Genomic DNA, 20,990 nt, shown 5'->3' on the forward strand with positions numbered 1-20,990 from the left:
AGCTGGCTTAATAATAGCGTATCATCGAAGGGTATCAGGCAATGAAGAATCACCGGGAAATACCCCGGCGCGCATATAGTAACGCGCCTGACTATACGTTTTCTACAGAATGTGATCTAAATCACTTTTAAGCCAGAGTAAATAATGGAACGACTGAAAGGCATGTCTGTCTTCGCCAGAGTGGTCGAACTGGGTTCGTTTACCGCCGCGGCACGCCAGCTTCATCTTAGCGTCTCATCAATTAGCCAGATTGTCGCGAAACTGGAAGATGCATTGCAGGTTAAGCTGCTGAATCGCAGCACCCGCAGTATCGGGCTGACCGAAGCGGGTAAAATCTATTATCAGGGTTGTCGCCGTATGCTGGCCGAAGCGACGCAGGTGCATGAGCAGCTCTATGCGTTTAACAACACGCCCATTGGCGAGCTGCGAATCGGCAGCTCCTCAACCATGGCGCAGAATGTGTTAGCCGGCATGACCAGCGACATGCTGCGGGAGTACCCGGGACTGAGTGTGAATCTGGTTACCGGTGTACCGGCGCCGGATTTGATTGCGGATGGTCTGGATCTGGTGATTCGGGTGGGCGCACTAAAAGACTCCAGCCTCTTTTCACGTCGTCTTGGTGCCATGCCAATGGTGGTGTGCGCTGCAAAAAGCTATCTGACGCAGCATGGCACGCCCGAGAAACCAGCTGACATTGATAATTTTTCCTGGCTGGAATATAGCGTACGGCCCGACAACAATTTCGAGCTGATTGCGCCGGAAGGCCTGGTGACCCGCCTGTCACCGCAGGGACGTTTCGTGACGAATGATTCTCTGACGCTGATCCGCTGGCTGAAGTCGGGCAATGGCATCGCCTATGTGCCAATGATGTGGGTGATTAATGAGATCAACGCGGGTGAGATCGATATTCTTTTTCCGCAGTATCAGTCCGATCCGCGGCCGGTCTACGCACTCTATACCGAGAAAGATAAGTTGCCGCTTAAGGTGCAGGTCTGTATCGATTACCTGACCGGCTATTTTGAACAGGTGGCTGAACAGTATCAGCAGCACCGTAAAAGCTAACAACCCGCCAGGTGGCGGGTTGTTGAGGTCACATCAGGCGGTGCCGCCGATGGTCAGTTTATCCAGCTTCAGCGTAGGCTGACCGACACCGACCGGCAGGCTCTGGCCCTCTTTACCGCAGACGCCCACGCCTTTATCCAGCGCCAGGTCGTTACCCACCATCGAGATCTGCTGCATCGCTTCAATGCCGGAGCCAATCAGCGTGGCACCTTTGACCGGTTTGGTGATTTTGCCGTTCTCAATCAGATAAGCCTCTGAGGTTGAGAAGACAAATTTGCCGGAGGTGATATCCACCTGACCGCCCCCAAAGTTTGGCGCATAGATGCCGTACTCAACGCTTTCAATAATATCCTGCGGTGATGATTTGCCTGCCAGCATGTAGGTGTTGGTCATGCGCGGCATCGGCAGATGGGCGTAGGATTCGCGGCGTCCGTTACCGGTCGGGCTGACGCCCATCAGTCGCGCATTGAGCTTGTCCTGCATGTAGCCTTTCAGCACACCATTCTCAATCAGCATGTTGTACTGGCCGGGAACGCCTTCATCATCCACCGCCAGTGAACCGCGCAGCCCTTCGAGGGTGCCGTCATCCACCACGGTACAGAGTTCAGACGCAACCTGCTGACCGATTTTACCGCTGAACACTGAGGTGCCACGGCGGTTAAAGTCGCCTTCCAGACCGTGACCAACTGCTTCATGCAACAGGACGCCAGGCCAGCCCGCACCCAGCACCACCGGCAATGCGCCGGCAGGTGCCGCTACAGCAGAGAGATTAACCAACGCCATGCGCACCGCTTCACGCGCCCAGGCATCAGCGCGCACTTCGCCATTTTCATCTTCAAGGAAGAACGTATAACCGGTACGCGCACCGCCGCCGCTTGCGCCGCGTTCACGCTTGCCCTGATCTTCAACCTGAACGCTGATAGAGAGGCGAACCAGCGGACGAACGTCAGCCGCCAGTGTGCCGTCAGTCGCGGCCACCAGCACCTGTTCGTAAACACCGGTCAGGCTGGCATTGACTTCCTGCACGCGCGGATCAGCCGCACGGGCCACTTTATCAACGCGATGCAGCAGGGCAATTTTATCTTCACGTGTCAGGCTGCTCAGCGGATCGACCGCAGAATAGAGCGGACGGTTCATTACGGCAGAGAGCGTGTGTGCCTTGCCATTTCCCTGTTCACGTACGATGCTACGTGCCGCTTCAGAGGAGAGACGCAGTGCATTCAGTGTGATCTGGTCTGCATAGGCGAAGCCGGTTTTCTCCCCGCTGACCGCGCGAACGCCCACACCCTGATCGATATGGTATGAGCCATCTTTAATAATTTTATCTTCCAGCACCCAGGATTCGTGAAAGCTGGATTGAAAATAGAGATCGGCATAATCCAGACGACGTTCTGAAAGCTGCCCTAACAGGGAAAATAGGTCCTGCTGATTAATGCCGTTAGCAGTCAGTAACTGCTCACTTACCAGGTTCAGAGTCATCGTTTCTCACTCATTATGTGCTCAGATAATCATAGCCTGCGGTAATTCCGGTACGGCGTCAAATTCACTTGTTGTCAGTTTCACGCGGTTTACGCAGTACTTCATTGATTTCCGGCTTATCCAGTGGGCCACTGATGTGATAACGCAGCAGCGATATCTTGTTCCAAAGGGGTCCCAGAACTTTACTGGCGGCAAACACCGCGGCACCAATCACCGGATTGATGGCAAAGGCGGTTGCCACGCCGACTGAAGCGGATATTTCCGGCGCCACCACCGCTTCCATGTCAATCTGACGTTTTACCAGGTCGAGATTGCCCTGCATGGCGATATCGGCTTCCAGCCCATCCACCAGCAGGTTATCGGTGCGCATCCTGCCGTTTTCGATCCAGGCGGTGCCGTTAATCGAATCGAAATAGAACGAGTTGGTAAAGGTGTCGCTGAAGTCGAAGCGCAGCTTGCGCAGCAGCGCATCAAAGCTCACCAGTCGCAGGATTTTTCCCGCTGTGCCTGTGTTGACATCCGCAATCTGGCCTTTGCCAAAGTGGGTCTTCAGGGTACCGCTCAGCGTCTCTGCGGAGGGCTGCCAGGGGGCAGAGCGCCAGTGCAGATCGTAAGAAATATCAAATGGCGCATCGCGCAGCGGCGTGTTGACACCAAACCAGTTGGTCGCGTTATTGACATTCGGGCCTTTGAGCGTCCCCTTCAGCGAGGTGCGCTGGTCATCGGGACGGTTGATCCACTCACCGTTAATTTTAAGCTGCGAACTGCCGGTATCCACTTTACCATTAGTAAGCGCTAACTTATCTCCTTCAGGTTGCAGCGCCGCAGATATCTGACCATATTTCTGGCCGAGCACCCAGCATTCTTTACAGCGTAATTGCAGAGCGGGCCACTGGCTGAAATTAATGTTTTTGGCTTGCTGAGGAGACGCTTTGCCGCCTTTATCGGCATCACCTGCATCATTACCCCACTGCGGATTGTAGTAGAGGTAATCCAGGTTCACTTGCCACGGCGCTTTAGGTGCCATTAGCAGCGCACCACGCAACTCTTTCGCATTGACGCTGACCTGGCTATTGCCGCCTGAACCCTGCGCCAGCGTCGCCTCAACATCATGCCATTGCTGCCCGGCCAGCGTGACTGCCGGACTGCGCAGCGTGATGTTACCCGGCAGCGTGACGCCACCCGTCTGGAAATCGCTACCGCCGCCTGATGCACGTGTCCCGGAAGAACCTCCGGCAGCCATCATCGCCACCCAGGCCTCGCCATCCAGCGCAGGCAGGTTCAGCACCATGCCAGCATGATCGGGCAGAGCCGGCGTTTTCCGGGCATCATTCAGCCAGATGCCGCGGTCAACACGCAACGTCGGCTCCAGCAACCAGCGGCTGTTAAAACGGTGGTCTTCATCTATGCTGCCACTGAGATCGAAATGGTTCAGGTCACCGCTGGCCTGAATGGCAATCGGCATTGCCTCACCGGCATTTTTATCGAGCGGTGCAGGTAAGTGACTACTTACTTCTTTGGCATTACCGTTCAGTACCACGTCATAACGCGCCCCGCCATGATGGGGCAGCGTGATATTCACGTCGCCCTGCCAGGGGAGATGCCCGCCCAATTGCTTACTGACAGCTGCCGGGACCTCGCTGATTTTAGCGGGTTGCCAGTCGCCCTGAAGTTTGACGTTCACGCCAAAGTCGTCCGGGTTCTCTTTGGTGCTGAAACGGACGCCCATCGGCTGACCAAACCAGTTTGCCCGCAGATCCTCACTCTCCAGATTGCCATTGTCGTAACGGAAGCGGCCTGAAAGGTTGTTGATCGTGGTTTTTAACGGCTTGATAAACAGTGAATTATTGTTCAGATCGACATTGCCGCGGGCGTGCACCTGCTGGCCATCCAATGGAATATCCAGATTCAGATGGCCCCCGACGCGGCCTTTGATTTCCAGCTCCGACAGCGCGGCACCCAATGAAGGTTTCAGCGGCGTCTGATCGAAATAGTCAGCGATCTGCGGGCCTTCGCCGCTGATATCCCCGTCGATGATCAGTTTTTCTTTAAGATAGTCCGGGATCACCGCCGTGACATTATGCGCGTCCACCTCGCCCAGTCGGGCAATGGGTGCTTTCATCCACAGACCGTCATTCAGGAAGTTAAGGTCAATATCGAGATTGCTCAACGCCGGCCATTTGGGCTGAAACGCATAGGTCGCCTGGCGAAGCGGTACCCAGACCTGGAACATGCCATCATTGTGCTTGAACGGGAACAGTGCCGGGTTACCTGCAAACAGCAGCGTGGCATTGTCCACCCTGCCACCCTTCACTGCCCCACTCAGATAGTGCGTCAGGCTATTGCCCATCAGCGGTACCGGGAAGTAGCGCCAGGCATCGCCCGCATCGGTAAGCCGGATTCCGGCCAGAATATCCAGACGGGGTTCACCACCGCTATTCTGCTGATAGCTGAAATCCCCACGCGCCCAGAGCGAGCGAGCCTGCAGGTCAAGGTTTTCACCCGCCAGCGTGAGGCCATGTTCATCACGCAGCCACCGCACCGCACCGGTCACGCGCTTAATCTCTAAAGGGGCCTGGAACATATCGCCATAGGGAACGGTTGCCGCCCCCATATCTACACTGACCTGACCATTGCTCAGGCTGCCGCGCGCTTCACCGCTTAAATGGCTGATGCCCGGCAACAATTTCCAGTGCTGCCAGCTGAAATCACGCCACTTTACCTGGACGCGGGTTTTTTCAGGCTGCTGTAAGGGAATATCCAGCGCCAGGCCATCGACGGTGCCCTGGGGCTGCAGCGTCTGCCAGTTTTCAAACAGCGCCGGAGAGAGCGGCGCAAACAGCGGAACGATAGGTGCAATATGGCTCAATACCAGTTGTGTCGCGCGAACACGTACTTCCGGCTGACCGTCCGGCCCCAGCAGCTGTTTATCCTCAGGACGCCATAACAGAGAGAAGTGGCCGGCGGGCCATGACTGGCCGTCAGTGCTGAGCCGCGTGTGCGGCACATTGACGACCCAGCCATTCTGGAAGCGTGACAAATGCGCGGTCAGCCCATCGACGTCTATGCGGTGTCGGCCGGTCTCGCCCTGCCAGCTGGCACCCCCCTTGCGCAGCAGCAGATCACCGGCATAAATGTCGCCATCACGCAGGTTGACCCAGGCTGCCAGGCTGAAGCGGGCGCTGTCCAGGCGGGTGTTATCGCGCACCCAGCGGCCCAGCCATGGACGCATGTCGACGTCGTCGGCCTGCATCCAGATGCGACCATCATTGAGTACGCCGTTGCTGTCATTGAGATCGAGCCGCACCTGAACTACGCCGTGCTGGCCGGTAAAGCTCGACAGACTGACTTCACCCTCGGCCCGGTGGCGGTTGTCTTCGTTGACCCAGGAGAGTCGCGGAATCGCCAGTTCAGCATGCTGGCCGGAAGGGGTGCGGAAACGGATGGTGCTATCCCGCAGGTCGAAGTGGTCAAACTGACGCAGAAAGAGTTCATTAATCTGCGCCGGACGGAAGCTGTTTTTCTCTTTGTCGTTGTCGAGTAAAGGACGATTAGTCTCGAGGTGCAGCTGCCAGAAGGTCAGATCGCGAAACTGCCAGCGCCAGTGCAGCAGGGATTGCCAGACGTCGAGCGCCAGGTTGATGCGATTGATCGAGAGTTTACCGTTCTCATTAAGATCAACGTTGAGATCGCGTACCTGCAGAGTCGGGCCAAAGTTCTCCCACTTGCCCTCTAACTGGCTGGCGTTAACCGGCACACCTGTGCGGTCAGAGATGAATTGCAGAAGGTTGCTGCGATAGCTGTCGAGATGCGGCATCACCAGACGCAATCCGCTGACCAGCAGCGCGACAATCACGATGATTGCCGCGACCAGCAATAACAAAATCCTCGGCAACTGCCTCACGCACGCCTCTCCTTGTGTTCCGTAAACGACGGATAGTTGGTTCTTAATACCCGACCGTCTTCAGATGAAAGCGTTAAAAGCGCGCATTTTATCTCAAACAAGGGCGATTTTTCAGCCCGATTTCCGAAGAAACCGGTATTCGGACTGGTGTTACATCATCACCACGTCGAACTGCTCCTGAGTGTAGAGCGCTTCGACATGGACTTTGACCTGCTTGCCGACAAAGATTTCAACTTCAGCCAGTGCATGAGACTCGTCGGTTTTTAACGCTTCACCGACCGTCGGTGAAACATAGACCAGGAAACGGTCAGAATCATAGGCGTGGTGAACCCGGACAATTTCACGCATGATCTCATAGCAAACCGTTTCAACGGTTTTCAGCGTGCCGCGCCCTTTGCAGACCGGGCAATCCTGACATAGAACGTGCTCAATGCTTTCACGGGTACGCTTACGCGTCATTTCCACCAGACCCAACGTCGAGAACCCATTGATACCGGTTTTAACCCGATCTTTACTGAGTGCGCTTTCCAGCGAATGCAGTACCCGGCGCCGGTGGTCTTCATTGCTCATGTCAATGAAGTCGATAATGATAATGCCTCCCAGATTACGCAGTCGCAGCTGACGCGCGATCGCCTGAGTGGCCTCAACATTGGTATTAAAGATCGTCTCATCCAGATTGCGATGGCCGACAAACGCACCGGTGTTGATATCGATAGTCGTCATCGCTTCGGTCTGATCGATGATCAGATATCCGCCTGACTTTAGTTCAACTTTGCGATCCAGCGAACGCTGAATCTCATTTTCGACATCAAACAGGTCGAAAATAGGCTGTTTACCGTTGTAAAGCTCCAGCTTGCCGGCCATTTCCGGGATATATTCACCGGTAAATTCCACCAGCATGTCGCAGGTCAGACGGGAGTCGACCCGGATGCGATCCAGCGCAGCGCCGGCAAAATCACGCAGAATACGCTGGGCCAGCGCCAGCTCGCCGTAAAGCAGGCAGCGGGTCTGGTTGCGCTTTTTACGTTCGCTGACTTTGGTCCAGAGACGTTTGAGAAAAGCCGCGTCCTGCGCCAGCTCCTCTTCTCCAATTCCCTCTGCGGCGGTGCGGATGATAAAGCCACCGAGGTCGTCGCAGTAGTCAGCCACCACCGCTTTAAGCCGATCGCGCTCTTTCTCACTCTCAATGCGCTGAGAGACACCAACATGCGATGCGCCCGGCATAAAGACCAGGTAACGCGAAGGCAGGGTAATGTCCGTCGTCAGCCGGGCACCTTTAGTACCCAGTGGATCCTTGACGACCTGAACCACCAGATCCTGTCCCTGACGCACCAGCTCAGCGATATCACGCACGATGAAGTTTTTCTTTTCGTCGCCCGCCACACATTCAGTATGCGGCATGATGTCAGAGGCGTGCAGAAAGGCCGCTTTTTCCAGACCGATATCGACAAAGGCGGCCTGCATGCCGGGCAGAACACGACTGACACGTCCTTTGTAAATATTGCCAACAATGCCGCGCCGCGCTTCACGCTCAATATGTATTTCCTGAAGGATGCCGCCGTCAATATAGGCAACACGCGTTTCAGAAGGCGTGACGTTAACCAGTAATTCAGCCGTCATGTTGACCTCTTACAGCACGCAGTGACTGGAAATGGCTGATCAGCTCCGCTGTCTCAACCAGAGGTAATCCGACCACTGCATGGTAGCTTCCATTAATTTTTCGGACAAAGTTTCCTCCCCTGCCCTGAATACCGTATGCACCCGCTTTATCCATCGGTTCGCCGGTAGCGATATAGTCGTCGATGTCGGTCTCCGTTAAGGTGCGGAATGTCACATCAGTGGTCACAACGCAATCCAGCGCCTGCTGGCTGTCGGCCAGCGCTACCGCCGTCATCACCTGATGTGTATGGCCCGAGAGTTTGCGCAGCATCGCGTGGGCATGGGCGGCATCGCGTGGTTTTTCCAGCACGTCGCCATTCAGCACCACGATGGTATCCGCGCCCAGCACCGGCAGATCCTGCGCGGCCAGTCTGACACCTGCCTGCGCTTTGTCGTTTGCCAGACGGCGGACATAAATTTCCGCCGCTTCATTTGGCTGACGTTGCTCTTCAACGTCAGTCACGATGCGCTCAAATGTCAGGCCAAGTTGAGTTAACAGCTCACGACGACGCGGTGAACCGGAAGCAAGATAAAGGGTTACCATAAATTTCCTTATTGAACAGCGAACTGACGACGAATTTTTCTCATTAATAAGAATAGCCAGGGCCAGAGAATACCGTCGACGACACTGCTCCAGAAAATTTCAGGTCGGAATGAAACGTTGATTACCAGGAACTCTGCCCAGAAGACAATCACATCCATCGCCAGTGACAGCACCATAACCATTAACGCTTGCTGCCACAACGCTAAGTTGCGGAATAACTGGAACTTAAAGGCAATCAGGTAGGCGATGATACTGAGCGCCAGCGCACGCACGCCAAGCGTCGATCCGGCAACCAGATCCATGATGGCACCCAGCACAAATCCAGTACCGACATTGACCCGATGTGGCAGTGCGAGAACCCAATAGATGAGGATCAGTAGCAGCCATGAGGGCCGGAACATATAAATCTCTTCCGGCCACGGCATGATTTGCAGGACTAACGCAACCAGGAAAGAGAGCCAGATGACCCAGCGTCCCTGGCTACGATATCGACTCAAGGCTGGCCCCCGCGTGAACGCGAGGAGTTGCTCTGTCCGCTGCTGCTGGCAGACGGAGCAGGCGGTCCCATCTGAGCGGCTGGCGCTGGCGGGCCCATTTCACCGGCAGGCGGTAAAACCTGCGGCATCATCTGCATCAGACGCTCGTTCGCAACGCGGTGCACTTCATCCTGCGGCAGTGGCATATCGCCATTGCGGTCAGCGCCCCACAGCAACAGCAGGTAACGCAGACGCTGCAGACCGGCGGTCGGATGGGCCTGAATCACCGTGTAAGCGCGCTGGGTGTCCACTTTCACAGAGGAAACCACACCCACCGGATAACCTTCAGGGAAACGACCACCAATGCCAGACGTCACCAGCACATCGCCGACACGAATGTCAGTATTACCCGGCAGATGCTCAAGCTGAAGATCTTCATTACAGCCGTTGCCGGCGGCAATCACACGAATGTCATTACGCAGCACCTGAATCGGCAGGGCATGAGATGCATCACAGATCAGCAGAACACGGCTGGTGAGTTGTCCGACCGCGATGACCTGACCCACCACACCTTTGTCGCTGATGACCGGCTGACCTTCATAGACACCGTTAACGCTGCCTTTGTCGATCACAACCTGGTCGGTGTAAGGATCGGTGCCGGTGGAGATCACCTGCGTCACCATCTTTTGCTCATCCTGACGCAGCGGTGAACCCAGCAGTTCACGCAGACGTGCGTTTTCCTGCTTATATTGCCCCAGCATTAGCAGGTTACTGTTTTTCAGGAAGAGTTCACGACGTAACGCTTTGTTTTCCTGCTCCAGTTGCTGACGCGATGCCAGCGACTCGGACACGCCATCCAACAGCTGACGTGGTCCATTGGCCAGGAAGTAAAACGGACTGACCGACGTATCCAGATAGTTGCGTATTTGGGTAAAAGAACCCACACGGCTGTCGGCAATAATAATGGCAATCGCCACAATTACCGCCAGAAAAAGACGCAACTGCAGGGAAGGCCCCCTGCTAAAAATCGGCTTCATATAATCTGCGTGATCCTCGACAACAGGAGAGGAAGCGACGGCAAAAAACCGTGCTTCCCTGGGCTGAACGCACTGTACCGGCACAGATATCGCCGGTTCACATGCCACTCCCTCGCATGATCATTGCGTTCTCAGCCGGTTGAGGCAATTATTCTTCGCTGAACAAATCGCCGCCATGCATGTCGATCATTTCCAGCGCCTTGCCGCCACCGCGAGCCACACAGGTCAGCGGATCTTCAGCAACCACAACCGGAATGCCCGTCTCTTCCATCAGCAGGCGATCCAGGTTACGCAGTAATGCACCACCACCGGTCAGCACCATGCCACGTTCCGAGATATCTGAAGCCAGCTCAGGCGGACACTGCTCAAGGGCAACCATCACCGCGCTAACGATGCCGGTTAATGGCTCCTGCAGCGCTTCCAGAATTTCGTTGGAGTTTAGCGTAAAGCCGCGCGGTACACCCTCTGCCAGGTTACGACCACGGACTTCAATTTCGCGGACTTCATCGCCCGGGTACGCTGAACCGATCTCATGCTTGATGCGTTCTGCGGTCGCTTCGCCAATCAGTGAACCGTAGTTACGACGCACATAATTAATAATAGCTTCATCGAAGCGATCACCACCAATACGGACTGATGAGGAGTAGACCACACCGTTCAGGGAGATCACGGCCACTTCTGTTGTACCACCACCAATGTCGACGACCATTGAACCGGTTGCTTCAGAAACGGGCAGACCTGCACCAATCGCCGCAGCCATCGGTTCTTCAATCAGAAAGACTTCACGCGCGCCTGCGCCCTGAGCCGATTCACGAATCGCACGGCGTTCTACCTGGGTTGCGCCAACGGGCACGCAGACCAGCACACGTGGGCTGGGACGCATAAAGCTGTTGCTGTGAACCTGCTTGATGAAGTGTTGCAGCATTTTTTCGGTCACGAAGAAGTCAGCGATAACGCCATCTTTCATCGGACGGATAGCTGCGATATTGCCTGGCGTACGGCCGAGCATCTGTTTGGCGTCATGACCCACGGCCGCGACACTTTTCGGCGAACCGGCACGGTCCTGTCGAATAGCGACCACGGAAGGCTCGTTCAGCACGATGCCCTGTCCTTTTACGTAAATCAGGGTATTCGCGGTACCCAGGTCAATGGACAAGTCGTTGGAAAACATGCCACGAAATTTTTTAAACATACTAAGGGATAATCCTGCAAGCTGGGGGCGGAAAATAAAATCCGCTTACTTTACCAACCACACGAAGCTGCCACAAGGCGCAAAAACGTTCTGCTTCGGTGAAAAAAGACGCCTGATTGCGTTTAAGTCATCTGAACCGACGATCTGCAACAGCAGAATGCCGACCAGACGCCATCAGCACTGCTTTTCCCGCGTTTTCCCTGCGCCATGCCCGACATAAAATCTAACATTTCCGGCAGCAAGGTCAGGGATTCAGATGCGGCTAAACATTAAAAAAACCGCAAATTGTCGTTGTTACGACGGCAATTCATTAAATACGGTAACGTTGAGAATATTTCTTCACGTTACTGTTTACCGGAAGCGAAGAGGCAAAAAAGTCTCCCTGTCCGCCTGCGACACCCAGCGCCACTAATGTCTGCCACTCCGCCTTTGTACGAACACCCGTTGCAAACACCTGAATGCCAGTACATTTACAGACTTCAAGCAGGCTCTGCACAAACAGCTGGTTTTCTGTTCGCCGCTCAATATTACGGACCAGACCCGCATCAAGCTTGATCAGTTCCAGCGGCAGCTGTCGTATATAGGCGCTGCTGACCACAGTCAGACCCGCCTGATTGACGGCAACCCGGCAGCCAAAGGCTTTAAGTGCGCGGAATACTGGCGCTAAACGGTTGATGTGTTGACATACATCTGCCTCGGCAAGTTCAAATAAAAATCGTTTTCTTTGTGCTTTCGGACACTGCAACAGCATATTCTGTAGCCAGACGACAAATGGACGCTGCAGGAGCGAGGTTATTGTCACCGGGATGACCAGCGTCTCTTCCGGCCAGAGTTCTGAGAGTGCGGCAATGCGGGTCATCAGTTGGCGATCCCAGGCATCAGCCATCCCCAGTTGCTGAACCAGCGGCATATATTCTGCGGCCAGCACCTCTTTATCGCCATCGAAGATGCGGGTCAGCATCACCCGATGCTGAACTTTACCTTCAATATTAACGGTGGGTTTGTGGTAAAGCCTTGGACCACCCCGGCTGAGTGTGTTCTCCAGCAAGGTTCGCCAGCGCACACTTCCGCGTCCGGCATCCTGAGGATTTCCAGCACCGTTAGTCCAGTTGTTACCGCCCAGCAGTGCCGCTCGTCGGGTGGCCATTTCAGCATTTTCAATGACCTGCGGCACGGTCTGCCCGCTGTGCCAGGCACTGATACCGATGTGGATCAGATCATCACGATTCACCATGCGCATCGGCGGCAGAGAATCGACAGCATTAATAAGTTGATCAGCAATACTGTTAGCCTCTTTGAGGCTGCGATGCGGCAGTAATACGGCAAAATCACTGCGGAAATAGCGTGCCAGTAAAGCGCCAGGGTAGCGCAGCACAAAAGTAGAGAGCATGTTGACGAAATTAAACAGGTACTCCTCAACCAGTCCCTGCTCCAGCCTGTCTTTCAGTGTGTCCAGATCGGGCAGACGCACCATCATCACAACACCGTGAGTGCCGACATTTTCCTGATCCTCCAGCAAAGTCGCGAGCTGGTTGTCAAAGAAAAGTCGGTTATTAAGACCGGTACGCCCGTCCTGTGCGGCAAAGGTACGGATTAGCGTGTCGATACGCAGGCGCTGTTCGCCCGCTTCCTGCAGATCCGCCAGCAAGAGATCCATGGCACGGCTCGCCCTGGGAGGCCACTCATCCGCACCACGGTCTGGCATGATTCCACGCTCACCGTTAATAATCGCCTCTGCCCGTGCTTCAAAATTTTCCATGCCGCGCCACTGCCGACTGAGCCAGCGATGCATCATCAGCAACAACAGACTCATCACCAGCACAACGGTAAACAGAATGCCCAGCGTGTAAGTTCCGGTGATAGAACGTAGCCAGGTTTTAGCAGGATCAAGGGTAACGACCCGCAGCTGTAAGCCGGTTTGATGCATTAAAGGCACATCGACCTGAAAAAAACGATTGGGCTCGTCTTCCAGCATCTGATTTTCGTGTCGGGAGAGAGTGAGAAAAGTCTGTTTGCCGTCGTGAAGAGAAATCTGCTCAGCATTCATTATCGGCATCATACGCGTAAGCCAGCCGTGCAACGCTGCAGGCGACTCAGTGAACATCGCCTGATCGACCTCCGTCGCCAGCACCTGCGCCCGATGCTCAACCCGCTGATGGCTGAACCAGAAAACACTTAATGCGCAGCCAGCCAGCATCAACGACATTGCCAGCAAACTTAAAAAGGTAATAAACGCAGATAATTTTGTGGTTAATCGCATCCCTGTGCCTGTATTACTGCGGTGATAACCGGATCATCCGACCTTGTACCCTTAGCCTGACGAAAACGCGAGCAAAATAGCATAATTTGCCCCTGCCGACAGCGCCTGGACGCATGAAGCCGAAGTATATCCCCGGGATATCATCGCAGGTGTTAATCCCGGCAACTTTCAGTGCATTCTCATCGCCGTGCTCAGCCAGGAAATTTCACATTTTCACAGCGAAACTGGCTGATATCAGCGATAGTCATCATGCTGGATGATGACATCCTGTCTGGAGAAGCCCAATGAAACGCATATCCCACCTGACCGAAGCCGACGTAACGCCGGAAAGCATTTTTAACCTGAAGCGCCGCCAGGTGCTGAAAACGCTGGGACTGAGCGCGGCGGCAATGGGTATGCCGGGCGTGGCGAATGCCGATATTCTCAGTTGGTTTAAAGGTAATGACCGTCCACCCGCGCCCGCTGGCCGGGCGCTGGACTTTACTAAACCGGCGAAATATCAGGCCGATCTGACCTTAACACCTGAGGATAAAGTCTCTGGCTACAACAACTTCTATGAGTTCGGGCTGGATAAGGCCGATCCGGCTGCCAATGCAGGTACGCTAAAAACTGCCCCCTGGAAGCTGACCATTGATGGCGAAGTGGCTAAGCCTGTGACGCTGGACATGGATGACATCTTTAAGCGGTTTGCTATGGAACAGCGAATCTATCGCATGCGCTGCGTAGAGGCCTGGTCGATGGTCGTGCCCTGGATAGGCTTTGAGCTGAATAAGCTTCTTTCGCTGGCGGAACCCACCAGCAAAGCGCGCTTTGTCGCCTTCCAGACGTTGTACGACCCGGAGCAGATGCCCGGCCAGAAAGATCGCTTTATTGGCGGCGGACTCAACTATCCTTATGTAGAAGGTTTACGCATTGATGAAGCGATGCACCCGCTGACGATACTGACCACCGGTGTCTATGGCAAAGCGTTGCCGCCGCAAAATGGCGCACCGATTCGTCTGACGGTACCGTGGAAATATGGTTTTAAAGGCATCAAGTCGATTGTGAAAATCACGCTGACCGACAAACAGCCGCCAACGACCTGGAATCAGATTGCTGCCGACGAGTATGGCTTTTATGCCAATGTGAATCCCCATGTTAATCACCCTCGCTGGTCGCAGGCGACAGAGCGATTCATTGGCCCTGGCGGCAGTCTGAAGGTCGAACGCCAGCCAACGCTGTTGTTTAACGGTTATGCCGAACAGGTAGCGTCACTCTACCGAGGCATGGATTTACGGGAGAATTACTAGGTGGTCCGCCTGTCGCTAAAACAGATCACATGGCTCAAGGTGATCCTGCATCTGGCGGCCCTGTTGCCGCTGGTTTATCTGATTCTGGCCGCAATGCAGGGTGGACTGAGTGCGGATCCGGCAAAAGATATTCAGCATTTTACCGGCCGCATGGCGCTGAAACTGCTGCTGGGGACGCTACTGGTTTCACCGCTGGCACGTTACGGCAGGCAGCCGCTTCTTATCCGCACGCGTCGTCTGCTCGGCGTATGGACCTTTGTCTGGGCGTCCCTTCATCTGCTGAGCTATTACCTGCTGGAGCTGGGCGTGGACAATCTGCGTCTGCTGGGCAGCGAACTGATCTCCCGTCCCTACCTGACGCTGGGTATTATCAGCTGGCTGATATTACTGGCCCTGGCGGTAACCTCTTTCCAGCGCGCTCAGCGCAGACTCGGTAAGCGCTGGCAAACCCTGCACAACGCGGTCTATCTTGTCGCGATCCTTGTGCCGATTCACTATATCTGGTCGGTGAAAATCCTGTCACCCCAGCCACTTATCTATGCCCTTCTTGCTGCGATACTGTTAGCGTGGCGTTACAAAAAATTTCTCAAATGGTGGTCCCGCTAGCGCTTCACCCGTTGTTTTCCTCTGCCGTTTTCTGATAAAAGATGTGGCCCGCAGGCTACATCCGATCATCTTCGCAGATAAGACCAGTATTTTGCTGCGAAATGACACGAAACGGATATAATGCCCGGCTTTATTGCTCGTCGGGTCTTCTTTTTAGCCCCGAAAGGTGACAAATGAAGATTCGCAAGGTATTTTACGCGATGCCTCAATGATTGCGGGAGATGGCAGCACGATGGCGCATAAATTACATATTCTGCTTTTGAACGGGCCCAACCTTAATCTGTTGGGAACACGTGAGCCTGAGAAGTATGGTCATACCACGCTTAGTCAGATCGTGGACGATTTGACGCGTCAGGCAGACCAGCTGAATGTGGAGTTGAGCCACCTGCAGACCAATGCTGAATTTCAGCTGATTGATCGCATTCATGAGGCCAAAGGCAATGTGGATTACATCATCATTAATCCTGCCGCGTTTACCCATACCAGTGTCGCATTACGTGATGCCCTGCTGGCGGTAGAAATACCGTTTATCGAGGTTCATCTCTCTAATGTGCATGCCCGCGAGCCCTTCCGCCATCACTCCTATCTTTCTGATGTTTCTGCTGGCGTGATCTGTGGGCTTGGCGCTGACGGCTACACATGGGCTTTACAAACGGCAGTAAAACGCCTGTCTCAATCTCATTAATCAAACTGAGTACGGAACCCCACTCATGGATATTCGTAAAATTAAAAAACTGATCGAACTGGTTGAAGAGTCTGGCATTTCTGAGCTGGAAATCTCTGAAGGTGAAGAGTCCGTTCGCATCAGTCGTGCCCCTGTCAATACGGGTTACCCGATGATGCAGCAGGCTTACGCTGCGCCGGTTCAACAGCCTGCTCTGGCAACCGCTGTCGCCCCTGTTGCAGCGGCTGCCGAAGCGGCACCGGCTGAAATCAGTGGTCACATCGTGCGTTCACCGATGGTAGGGACCTTCTACCGTACGCCGAGCCCGGATGCGAAAGCCTTTGTGGAAGTTGGCCAGAAAGTGAATGCTGGCGATACCTTGTGCATCGTCGAAGCCATGAAAATGATGAACCAGATCGAAGCTGATAAGTCAGGCGTAGTGAAAGCTATCCTGGTTGAAAGCGGTCAGCCGGTCGAATTTGACGAGCCACTGGTTATCATCGAGTAACGGGGCAGATCATGCTGGATAAAATTGTTATTGCTAACCGTGGTGAGATCGCACTGCGCATTCTGCGTGCCTGTAAAGAGCTGGGCATTAAGACTGTCGCGGTTCACTCAAGCGCGGATCGTGACCTGAAGCACGTGCTGCTGGCAGACGAAACTGTCTGCATCGGCCCGGCGCAGTCAGTTAAAAGTTACCTCAATATCCCGGCGCTGATCTCTGCTGCAGAGATTACCGGCGCGGTGGCGATTCACCCAGGCTACGGCTTCCTCTCTGAGAATGCCGATTTTGCCGAGCAGGTTGAGCGCTCCGGCTTTATCTTTATCGGCCCGAAAGCAGATACTATTCGCCTGATGGGCGACAAAGTCTCTGCGATCAATGCGATGAAGAAAGCAGGCGTCCCAACCGTACCGGGTTCTGACGGTTCACTGACCGATGATATGGACAAGAACCGTGCCTTTGCTAAGCGCATCGGTTATCCGGTCATTATCAAAGCCTCTGGCGGCGGTGGCGGTCGTGGTATGCGCGTCGTGCGCAGCGACAAAGATCTGGAACAATCCATCAACATGACGAAAGCGGAAGCCAAAGCGGCATTCAGCAACGACATGGTTTACATGGAGAAGTATCTGGAGAATCCACGCCACATCGAGATTCAGGTACTGGCTGATGGTCAGGGCAACGCGATCTATCTGGGCGAACGTGACTGCTCAATGCAGCGTCGTCACCAGAAAGTGGTTGAAGAAGCGCCAGGCCCAGGTATTACTGAGGAACAGCGTCGCTTTATCGGCAATCGCTGTGCTAAAGCCTGTATTGAGATTGGCTATCGTGGCGCAGGTACGTTTGAGTTCCTGTATGAAAACGGTGAGTTCTACTTCATTGAGATGAACACCCGTATTCAGGTGGAACATCCGGTGACCGAGATGATCACCGGTGTTGATCTGATCAAAGAGCAGCTGCGTATCGCCGCAGGCCAGCCGTTGTCGATCAAACAGGAAGATGTGATCATTCGCGGACATGCGGTCGAGTGCCGTATCAACGCCGAAGATCCCGTGACCTTCCTGCCAAGCCCGGGTAAAATCACTCGCTTCCACGCGCCAGGCGGTTTTGGCGTGCGCTGGGAGTCGCATATTTATTCAGGCTATACCGTGCCGCCTTATTACGACTCCATGATCGGTAAGCTGATCACTTACGGCGAATCACGCGACGTGGCCATCGCCCGCATGAAAAATGCACTGGCGGAACTGATCATCGACGGTATCAAAACCAACGTTGAACTGCAGATGAAAATCATGTCCGACGAAAACTTCCAGCACGGTGGAACCAATATCCACTATCTGGAGAAAAAACTCGGCCTGCACGAGAAGTAATCGCAACGCTGAGTAGTCAGAGGCCGGTTAATCCGGCCTTTTTCTTTTTCCGCTGGCGTTAAGGTTGAATCATGGACGCTCGTTTTATACAGGCTCATAAAGAGGCGCGCTGGTCGCTCTGGCTCACGCTGCTCTGGCTCGCGGCCTGGGGGCTCTCTGCCTGGCTGGGTGGCAGTGAAATCGGTGTCACCGGTCTGCCGCGCTGGTTCGAACTCTCCTGCCTGTTTGCTCCCCTGTTGTTCATTTTCCTGTGCTGGATGATGGTGCGGGTCATTTTCCGCGACATGCCGCTGGAGGATAAAAGTGAACAGTGAAATTATCCTGCCATTGCTGATTTATCTTGTCGTCATTGCCGCGCTGTCGGTATTTGCCGTTCGTAAAAGACGTGAAGGCAGTTTCCTGACGGAATACTTCCTTGGCAGCCGCTCCATGGGCGGGTTTGTACTGGCAATGACGCTTACTACCACCTATATAAGCGCCAGCTCGTTTATTGGTGGCCCCGGTGCTGCCTATAAATATGGGCTGGGATGGGTATTGCTGGCGATGGTGCAGGTGCCCGCCGTCTGGCTGTCGTTAGGTGTGCTGGGGAAGAAGTTTGCCATTCTGGCGCGTAAGCATAATGCGGTGACGCTGAATGACATGCTCTACGCCCGCTATCAGAGCCCGCTGCTGATCTGGCTGGCGAGCCTGAGCCTGCTGATCGCCTTTATCGGTGCCATGACAGTGCAGTTTATTGGCGGGGCGCGGCTGCTTGAAACCGCCGCAGGTATCCCCTATGACACCGGTCTGCTGATTTTTGGCGGCACTATCGCGCTTTACACTGCGTTCGGCGGATTCCGTGCCAGCGTGCTGAATGACGCGATGCAAGGCATTGTGATGCTGATTGGCACCTTTCTGCTGCTGTTCGCGGTGATTCATCAGGCTGGCGGCCTGAGCACGGCCGTGCAGAAACTGCATGACATCGATCCTGCTCTGCTGTCGCCGCAGGGGCCAGGCGAAATCATTACACCCACCTTCCTCAGCTCGTTTGTCGTGCTGGTCTGCTTTGGCGTGATTGGCCTGCCGCATACTGCGGTGCGCTGCATCTCATATAAAGACAGCAAAGCCGTACATCGGGCCATTATTCTCGGCACTATTGTGGTGGTGATTCTGATGCTGGGAATGCATCTGGCCGGTGCGCTGGGCCGGGCAATTCTGCCTAACCTGACTGTGCCGGATAGTGTTATTCCTGTCCTGATGATTACCGTACTGCCTCCGTTAGCCGCCGGATTGTTTCTGGCAGCACCGATGGCCGCGATCATGTCGACCATTAATGCCCAGCTGTTACAGGCTTCGGCCACGCTGATTAAAGATCTCTATCTGCGTGTCGCACCGCAACAGCTGGAAAATGAGACGCGGCTGCGACTGTTATCTGGCACCATTACCTTCGTACTGGGTCTCCTGCTGCTGATGGCGGCATGGAATCCACCCGATATGATTATCTGGCTCAACCTGCTGGCATTTGGCGGCCTTGAGGCGGTTTTCCTGTGGCCGCTGGTTCTGGGCCTCTACTGGGAGCGCGCTAATGCCGCTGGGGCCATCACCGGCATGGTGGTGGGGGGAGGCTGCTACGCTTTTCTGGCGAGCCTTAACCTGCAGATACTGGGTTTTCACCCCATCGTGCCCTCACTGCTTTTGAGCCTGCTGGCATTTTTAGTGGGCAACCTGTTTGGACGCGCGCCGCAAGCGGTCGACGCGCCGCAACACTGACGGAAAGAGAGACGTTATGCCGTGGATTCAAATCAAAATTAACAGCTCAGGTGAACATGCGGAAACGCTGAGCGATGCGCTGATGGACATCGGTGCGGTTTCAGTGACTTTTCAGGATACCCATGACACGCCGGTGTATGAGCCACTGCCAGGCGAAACGCGTCTGTGGGGTGATACTGATGTGATCGGCCTGTTCGATGCTGAAACTGACATGGCTGTCATTACTGCCGAACTGGAGCAGCATCCGCTGCTGGGCGCCGGTTTTCGCCACCGGATCGAGCAGATCGAAGACAAAGACTGGGAGCGCGAATGGATGGAAAACTTCCACCCAATGCGCTTCGGCGAACGTCTCTGGATCTGCCCAAGCTGGCGTGACGTGCCGGATCCCGATGCCGTCAACGTGATGCTTGACCCGGGTCTGGCGTTTGGAACGGGTACCCACCCCACTACCTCACTTTGCCTCACCTGGCTTGACGGTCTGGATCTGGACGGCAAAACAGTGATCGATTTTGGCTGTGGATCGGGGATCCTGGCGATCGCCGCATTGAAGCTGGGTGCAGCTCAGGCAATTGGCATTGATATTGATCCGCAGGCCATTCAGGCCAGCCGGGATAATGCAGAGCGCAACGGCGTCTCTGACCGCCTGTCACTTTATCTGCCCCACCAGCAACCCGACAACCTGCAGGCTGACGTGGTGGTCGCGAATATTCTGGCCGGTCCGCTACGTGAGCTGGCACCGCTGATCAGTGTACTGCCCAAGTCTGGTGGACACCTGGGCCTTTCGGGCGTTCTGGAGAGCCAGGCTGAGAGCGTATGTGAAGCATACGCCGGCGAGTTCACACTCGACCCGGTTGCCGTTAAAGAGGAGTGGTGCCGAATTACCGGGATTAAATCCTGAATCTGGCGCCTGTCTACCCCTTCTGATATCGCACTGGCCGGCCCACAGTGCCTTAACAGAACATTCAACCAGCCCGCAGCGTAAGCTGCGGGATTTTGCGATTTGAAATGGATGCTTGTATCGTTAATCACGTTATGTGACGTTTTTTATCTGGTGAATTGACGTACTTTTCTGGAAAAACTTTTGTTCACAATTTCAGCATAAAAAATTAACTGACTGATATTTAAGGTGAATAATCATAATCTCCGATCATCATCCGGATTTCATTGATCTTTCTTGCTGATTGTTCAAAGTTTGGCCTT

Annotated in this window: 17 protein-coding genes; 9 read left to right on the forward strand and 8 right to left on the reverse strand. The window is 54.6% G+C overall.

The window, feature by feature from the left end; all coding sequences use genetic code 11:
* The first annotated feature begins 144 nt into the window (after positions 1–144).
* Positions 145–1,062 (forward strand): HTH-type transcriptional activator AaeR, encoded by a 918-nt coding sequence (gene aaeR / locus NP77_RS06330; RefSeq protein WP_003855274.1) that lies wholly within the window; start codon positions 145–147, stop codon positions 1,060–1,062.
* A 33-nt stretch (positions 1,063–1,095) separates the two neighbouring features.
* On the opposite strand, the gene tldD is transcribed toward aaeR, so the two are convergent.
* The 8 genes from tldD to csrD all read right to left on the reverse strand — a co-directional run bounded on the left by tldD (position 1,096) and on the right by csrD (position 13,613).
* Positions 1,096–2,541: a metalloprotease TldD gene (gene tldD / locus NP77_RS06335; protein WP_039659443.1), complete on the reverse strand. Its 1,446-nt coding sequence runs from the start codon at positions 2,539–2,541 to the stop codon at positions 1,096–1,098.
* Between the two features lie 64 nt (positions 2,542–2,605).
* Positions 2,606–6,445 carry an AsmA2 domain-containing protein YhdP gene (yhdP, locus tag NP77_RS06340; protein WP_003855269.1) on the reverse strand — a complete coding sequence of 1,280 codons (3,840 nt, stop codon included), beginning with the start codon at positions 6,443–6,445 and terminating at the stop codon, positions 2,606–2,608.
* Between the two features lie 150 nt (positions 6,446–6,595).
* Positions 6,596–8,065: a ribonuclease G gene (gene rng / locus NP77_RS06345; RefSeq protein WP_008925811.1), complete on the reverse strand. Its 1,470-nt coding sequence runs from the start codon at positions 8,063–8,065 to the stop codon at positions 6,596–6,598.
* Positions 8,055–8,648 (reverse strand): nucleoside triphosphate pyrophosphatase, encoded by a 594-nt coding sequence (locus tag NP77_RS06350; RefSeq protein ID WP_003855266.1) that lies wholly within the window; start codon positions 8,646–8,648, stop codon positions 8,055–8,057. The genes rng and NP77_RS06350 overlap by 11 nt, the downstream gene beginning before the upstream one ends.
* A gap of 8 nt (positions 8,649–8,656) precedes the next feature.
* Positions 8,657–9,145 (reverse strand): rod shape-determining protein MreD, encoded by a 489-nt coding sequence (gene mreD / locus NP77_RS06355; protein WP_003855265.1) that lies wholly within the window; start codon positions 9,143–9,145, stop codon positions 8,657–8,659.
* Complete coding sequence (gene mreC / locus NP77_RS06360) at positions 9,142–10,161, reverse strand: rod shape-determining protein MreC (RefSeq protein WP_003855263.1); 1,020 nt, start codon at positions 10,159–10,161, stop codon at positions 9,142–9,144. Before mreC ends, mreD begins: the two co-directional genes overlap by 4 nt.
* 148 nt (positions 10,162–10,309) lie before the next feature.
* On the reverse strand, positions 10,310–11,353 hold the full coding sequence (mreB, locus tag NP77_RS06365) for a rod shape-determining protein MreB (RefSeq protein WP_003855260.1): 1,044 nt from the start codon (positions 11,351–11,353) through the stop codon (positions 10,310–10,312).
* Between the two features lie 310 nt (positions 11,354–11,663).
* The gene (csrD, locus tag NP77_RS06370) at positions 11,664–13,613 is read right to left on the reverse strand and encodes an RNase E specificity factor CsrD (protein ID WP_003855254.1); all 1,950 of its coding nucleotides are present in this window, start codon (positions 13,611–13,613) and stop codon (positions 11,664–11,666) included.
* A 284-nt stretch (positions 13,614–13,897) separates the two neighbouring features.
* Here csrD and msrP point away from each other — a divergent pair, with 284 nt between their 5' ends.
* The 8 genes from msrP to prmA all read left to right on the forward strand — a co-directional run bounded on the left by msrP (position 13,898) and on the right by prmA (position 20,688).
* Positions 13,898–14,902 carry a protein-methionine-sulfoxide reductase catalytic subunit MsrP gene (msrP, locus tag NP77_RS06375; protein ID WP_003855250.1) on the forward strand — a complete coding sequence of 335 codons (1,005 nt, stop codon included), beginning with the start codon at positions 13,898–13,900 and terminating at the stop codon, positions 14,900–14,902.
* Positions 14,903–15,508, forward strand: coding sequence for a protein-methionine-sulfoxide reductase heme-binding subunit MsrQ (gene msrQ / locus NP77_RS06380; RefSeq protein ID WP_003855248.1), 606 nt, complete (start codon positions 14,903–14,905; stop codon positions 15,506–15,508).
* A 232-nt stretch (positions 15,509–15,740) separates the two neighbouring features.
* Positions 15,741–16,193 (forward strand): type II 3-dehydroquinate dehydratase, encoded by a 453-nt coding sequence (aroQ, locus tag NP77_RS06385; RefSeq protein WP_008925813.1) that lies wholly within the window; start codon positions 15,741–15,743, stop codon positions 16,191–16,193.
* A 25-nt stretch (positions 16,194–16,218) separates the two neighbouring features.
* Positions 16,219–16,680 (forward strand): acetyl-CoA carboxylase biotin carboxyl carrier protein, encoded by a 462-nt coding sequence (gene accB / locus NP77_RS06390; RefSeq protein WP_003855242.1) that lies wholly within the window; start codon positions 16,219–16,221, stop codon positions 16,678–16,680.
* Between the two features lie 11 nt (positions 16,681–16,691).
* The gene (gene accC / locus NP77_RS06395) at positions 16,692–18,041 is read left to right on the forward strand and encodes an acetyl-CoA carboxylase biotin carboxylase subunit (RefSeq protein WP_003855240.1); all 1,350 of its coding nucleotides are present in this window, start codon (positions 16,692–16,694) and stop codon (positions 18,039–18,041) included.
* Between the two features lie 71 nt (positions 18,042–18,112).
* Entirely contained in the window at positions 18,113–18,355 is a 243-nt protein-coding gene (locus NP77_RS06400; RefSeq protein ID WP_003855238.1) for a YhdT family protein, read from the forward strand.
* On the forward strand, positions 18,345–19,790 hold the full coding sequence (gene panF / locus NP77_RS06405; protein ID WP_039659448.1) for a sodium/pantothenate symporter: 1,446 nt from the start codon (positions 18,345–18,347) through the stop codon (positions 19,788–19,790). The genes NP77_RS06400 and panF overlap by 11 nt, the downstream gene beginning before the upstream one ends.
* Positions 19,791–19,806: 16 nt before the next feature.
* Entirely contained in the window at positions 19,807–20,688 is an 882-nt protein-coding gene (gene prmA, locus NP77_RS06410) for a 50S ribosomal protein L11 methyltransferase (protein WP_003855234.1), read from the forward strand.
* Positions 20,689–20,990: the final 302 nt, after the last annotated feature.

The organism is Pantoea sp. MBLJ3 (assembly GCF_000816655.1).
Classification (GTDB): Bacteria; Pseudomonadota; Gammaproteobacteria; order Enterobacterales; family Enterobacteriaceae; genus Pantoea; species Pantoea eucalypti.

Bases quoted from the DNA above. Each gene is read 5' to 3' on its own strand.
- accC (WP_003855240.1), top strand. From the start codon at position 16,692: ATGCTGGATAAAATTGTTATTGCTAACCGTGGTGAGATCGCACTGCGC.
- tldD (WP_039659443.1), bottom strand. From the start codon at position 2,541: ATGACTCTGAACCTGGTAAGTGAGCAGTTACTGACTGCTAACGGCATT.
- NP77_RS06350 (WP_003855266.1), bottom strand. From the start codon at position 8,648: ATGGTAACCCTTTATCTTGCTTCCGGTTCACCGCGTCGTCGTGAGCTG.
- csrD (WP_003855254.1), bottom strand. From the start codon at position 13,613: ATGCGATTAACCACAAAATTATCTGCGTTTATTACCTTTTTAAGTTTG.
- aroQ (WP_008925813.1), top strand. From the start codon at position 15,741: ATGGCGCATAAATTACATATTCTGCTTTTGAACGGGCCCAACCTTAAT.
- mreB (WP_003855260.1), bottom strand. From the start codon at position 11,353: ATGTTTAAAAAATTTCGTGGCATGTTTTCCAACGACTTGTCCATTGAC.
- mreC (WP_003855263.1), bottom strand. From the start codon at position 10,161: ATGAAGCCGATTTTTAGCAGGGGGCCTTCCCTGCAGTTGCGTCTTTTT.
- accB (WP_003855242.1), top strand. From the start codon at position 16,219: ATGGATATTCGTAAAATTAAAAAACTGATCGAACTGGTTGAAGAGTCT.
- aaeR (WP_003855274.1), top strand. From the start codon at position 145: ATGGAACGACTGAAAGGCATGTCTGTCTTCGCCAGAGTGGTCGAACTG.
- prmA (WP_003855234.1), top strand. From the start codon at position 19,807: ATGCCGTGGATTCAAATCAAAATTAACAGCTCAGGTGAACATGCGGAA.
- NP77_RS06400 (WP_003855238.1), top strand. From the start codon at position 18,113: ATGGACGCTCGTTTTATACAGGCTCATAAAGAGGCGCGCTGGTCGCTC.
- rng (WP_008925811.1), bottom strand. From the start codon at position 8,065: ATGACGGCTGAATTACTGGTTAACGTCACGCCTTCTGAAACGCGTGTT.
- msrP (WP_003855250.1), top strand. From the start codon at position 13,898: ATGAAACGCATATCCCACCTGACCGAAGCCGACGTAACGCCGGAAAGC.